Source organism: Streptomyces albidus (ex Kaewkla and Franco 2022) (assembly GCF_013870515.1).
In the GTDB taxonomy this organism is placed as follows: Bacteria; Actinomycetota; Actinomycetes; order Streptomycetales; family Streptomycetaceae; genus Streptomyces; species Streptomyces albidus.
Genome location: NZ_JACBXA010000387.1, coordinates 1 through 3,728, shown reverse-complemented (window position 1 = coordinate 3,728; position 3,728 = coordinate 1). Strand labels below are relative to the sequence as shown.

The 3,728-nt window shown below is 70.8% G+C and carries 4 protein-coding genes; 2 read left to right on the top strand and 2 right to left on the bottom strand.

The features are described 5' to 3' along the window. Positions 1–246: 246 nt before the first annotated feature. Positions 247–1,284, bottom strand: a complete 1,038-nt coding sequence (locus H5J26_RS29340) for a LacI family DNA-binding transcriptional regulator (RefSeq protein ID WP_181768995.1) — start codon at positions 1,282–1,284, stop codon at positions 247–249. 41 nt (positions 1,285–1,325) lie between these two features. Then, positions 1,326–2,174 carry a response regulator transcription factor gene (locus H5J26_RS29335; RefSeq protein ID WP_309238108.1) on the bottom strand — a complete coding sequence of 283 codons (849 nt, stop codon included), beginning with the start codon at positions 2,172–2,174 and terminating at the stop codon, positions 1,326–1,328. 134 nt (positions 2,175–2,308) lie between these two features. Here H5J26_RS29335 and H5J26_RS29330 point away from each other — a divergent pair, with 134 nt between their 5' ends. Next, the gene (locus H5J26_RS29330) at positions 2,309–3,355 is read left to right on the top strand and encodes an alpha/beta fold hydrolase (protein WP_181768994.1); all 1,047 of its coding nucleotides are present in this window, start codon (positions 2,309–2,311) and stop codon (positions 3,353–3,355) included. A gap of 41 nt (positions 3,356–3,396) precedes the next feature. Continuing rightward, positions 3,397–3,663, top strand: coding sequence for a MoaD/ThiS family protein (locus H5J26_RS29325; protein ID WP_181768993.1), 267 nt, complete (start codon positions 3,397–3,399; stop codon positions 3,661–3,663). Positions 3,664–3,728: the final 65 nt, after the last annotated feature.

Here is a 3,728-nt window from a genome sequence, read left to right as displayed (position 1 = left end):
CCGTCGGAGGCGAACACCGGAGGAGAGCCGGGAGGGGGGCCGAGGGAGGAACCAGGAGGAACCGCAGCGTTGCCGGAGGGCGGCGAGGAAGCTGCGGCGAAGGATGAGGAAGTGGAAGACGAATGGGACCCGGAGGAAGACGCCTGGTGTTCGCTCATGCCCTCACGGTGACTCCGCTCCATGAGAAGAAGCTGAGACGCCTCTGAGAACCCCCGAAGATCTTCGCGCGGAGGTGGGGGCCCGCGGTCAGCGCTGCGGGGGTGAGCCGCAGCCGCACGAACGCCGCACGACCAGCCCGGCCGGGAACTGCCGCAGCCGCTGCCCCCCGGAGCCCGCCACCCGCAGGGAGTCGTCGAGCACCAGGTCCACGGCCGCCTTCGCCATGCCTTCGCGGTCCGAACCGACCGTCGTGAGGGGCGGGTCGGTGAGCCCGGCCTCCTTCACGTCGTCGAAGCCGGCCACCGCCAGGTCCTGCGGCACGTCCATGCCCAGCTCACGGGCGGCACGCATCACGCCGAACGCCTGGTCGTCCGTGGAGCAGAAGACAGCCGAAGGACGGTCCGGACGCCGCAGCAGCTCCAACGCGAGCTTGTACGTGTCGTAGCGGTTGTACGGAGCCTGGAAGAGCTGCCCCTCAACCGAGCGCCCCGCCTCCTTCATCGCCCGGGACCAGCCCTCCACGTGGTCGGTCACCGGGTCACCGGACTCCGGCGTGGAGTCGATGCCGCCGAGGCAGGCGACGAATTCGTGCCCGTGCTCCAGCAGGTGCCGCGTGGCCAACTGGGCGCCGCCGACGTCGTCCAACACCACGGCCACGTCGTCGATCGCCTCCGGACGCCGGTGCAGCAGCACGACGCGGGCGTCCCAGGCGTCTATCTCGACGGCTGCGTGCTCACTCGGCCCCTGGCTGATGAGGATCAGGCCGGAGACGCGCATCCCCAGGAACGCCCGCAGATAGTGCACCTCGCGCTCGTCGAGGTAGTCGGAGTTGCCGACCAGCACCATCTTTCCGCGCTCGGCCGCCGCCTGTTCGACGGCGTGCGCCAGCTCCGCGAAGAAGGGCTGCCGGGCGTCCGGAACGATGAGGCCTATCAAGTCCGTACGGCGCGAGGCCATCGCCTGCGCGACCCGGTCCGGGCGATAGCCCAGCTCCTTGATCGCCGCGAGCACGCGCTCGCGCGTGGCCGGTGCGACGGGCCGCGGCCCGTTGTTGATCACATAGCTGACGACCGCGGTCGAAGTACCCGCCAGCCTTGCCACATCGTCCCGCGTCACCCTGGCCACCCGCGCAGTCTACGCGGGAAGCATCCGCCGTCTGCGGGGCGTCAGGGGTTGGCTGTCCGACCGCCCCGAGCAGCGCCGTCCACGGCTCCCGGACCGCGCCCGTACGACCCGTTCCCGGCTGCTCCCCCAGCCGCCGCCTCACGGGCGACACGGGTGGCTGCGTCGGTGACGGCACGGGCGTCGGCCTCGGCCTTCTTCTCCTCGGCCGACTTCTCGCCCTTCTCCGGCGAGACGAAGCGATAACCGACGTTGCGCACGGTGCCGATCAGCGACTCGTGCTCGGGGCCGAGCTTCGCGCGCAGCCGCCGCACGTGCACGTCCACGGTCCTTGTGCCGCCGAAGTAGTCGTAGCCCCAGACCTCCTGGAGCAGCTGGGCGCGAGTGAAGACGCGTCCGGGGTGCTGTGCCAGGTACTTCAGCAGCTCGAACTCCTTGAAGGTCAGATCCAGGACCCGTCCCTTCAACTTCGCGCTGTAGGTGGCCTCGTCGACGGACAGGTCGCCGTTGCGGATCTCCGTGGGGGTCTCGGCCGCCCCCATCTGCTGCCGTCCGGTCGCGAGTCGCAGCCGCGCCTCCACCTCCGCGGGGCCGGCGCTCTCCAGCAGCACGTCGTCGACGCCCCAGTCGGCGGTCACTGCCGCGAGCCCGCCCTCGGTGACGATGAGCAGGACCGGACAGCCGGGTCCCGTCGAGTTGAGCAGCTGGCACAGAGAGCGCACCTGCGGCAGATCACGCCGCCCGTCGACAAGGATCACGTCGGCGCCCGGGGTGTCCACGAGGGCAGCACCCTCGGCAGGTGCCACACGCACGTTGTGGAGCAGCAGTCCGAGGGCGGGCAGAACTTCGGTCGAGGGCTGGAGGGCGTTCGTCAGCAGGAGTAGCGAACTCACGTCAGGTCCTTCCTCAGTCCCTGTGGGGACATCGGTACGGCACGGCACTGCTTCGTACGGATGCGCTCCTGAAAGCACAAAAGGACCCGGGGGCGTCGCTGCCCGGATCCTTCACTGGGAGCAGAATAGCGGACATGCACGAAGAAGCGGAGTGTGAGTTCGCTCGCTCCGAGGCTGCGACGGGCACCGAGAGTGAAACCGAGGACGAAAGGCACGTCCAGCCGGCCACGCCTCGGCGGACGGTCCTGCGGGCTCGGGACGGTGTCCGTATCGAGGCTGCATACGAGCCGTATGCAGGCGCCCGCGGGAGCAGAGGCGACGGCCGTGCACCCGGTGCGATCGTCCTCGCGCACGGCTTCAGCGGCTCGGTGAACCGGCCGGCCCTGCGCCGGGCGGCGCAGGTGTTCGCGCAGTACGGAGCGGTGATCACCTTCTCCTTCCGCGGCCACGGCAACTCCGGGGGCCACTCCACAGTCGGCGACCGCGAAGTGCTCGACCTGGCTGCGGCGGTCGGCTGGGCACGCTCGATGGGCCATGAGCACGTCGCGACGGTCGGCTTCTCCATGGGCGGCTCGGTCGTCGTACGTCACGGCGCTCTGTACCGCCCGTATACAACCGGCACCGGCGACCTCGCGCCCACAGAGGCGCACGAAGGGCGCCCGGGCGCACTCCCAGTCACCGTCGCCTCCTCCGGACTCGCGCCCAGCGCCCAGGTACCTGGAGAGCTGCCCGACGCGTACGCGCACTCGGACACCGTCGAGCACGCGCACTCGGACACCATCGTGGCCGTCAGCGCACCCGCCCGCTGGTACTACCGCGGCACAGCACCCATGCGAAGGCTGCACTGGGTCATCCAGCGCCCGGTGGGGCGGCTCGTCTCCCGGTACGGGCTGCGCACGCGTATCCACCCCCACGACTGGGACCCCGTGCCGCTCTCCCCCGTGGCCGCGGCGTCGGCCCTCGCACCGACGCCCCTGCTGGTCGTGCACGGCGACCAGGACCCGTACTTCCCGCTCGACCACCCGCAATCCCTCGCCGAGGCGGCAGATCCCGACTGCAGCGAGCTGTGGGTGGTGCCCGGCCTCGGCCACGCCGAGAACGCCGCCGAGCCCGAATTGCTGCGCCGGATCGGCACATGGATCACCGCACGGTGGCCGAGTGCCGCCGAACGCCCGGCATGATGGGTCGCGCAACACAGACCGGCTGAGAGACGGGACCCACGATGGCGAGTGGCACCATCCGTTACTGGGCGGCGGCCAAGGCCGCCTCCGGGATCGCCGAGGAGCGGTACGAGGCCAGGACCCTCGCCGACGCCCTCGACAGCGCACGTGAACGGCACACGGAACGTGCGGACTTCGCGCGCGTGCTGCTGCGCTGCTCCTTCCTCGTGGACGGTAAGCCGGTCGGCAAGCGCGCACACGACGCGGTGGAGCTGCGGGATGGCGGCACGGTCGAGGTTCTCCCGCCGTTCGCAGGAGGCAGCGCATGAGCGACCAGCCGCAGAACGGTTCGTACGGGCCTCCGCCGCGCTACGGACCGGAGGAGACCCGGGGC

Coding starts and splice junctions, on each gene's coding strand:
- H5J26_RS29325 (WP_181768993.1), top strand. CDS start 3,397: ATGGCGAGTGGCACCATCCGTTACTGGGCGGCGGCCAAGGCCGCCTCC.
- H5J26_RS29330 (WP_181768994.1), top strand. CDS start 2,309: ATGCACGAAGAAGCGGAGTGTGAGTTCGCTCGCTCCGAGGCTGCGACG.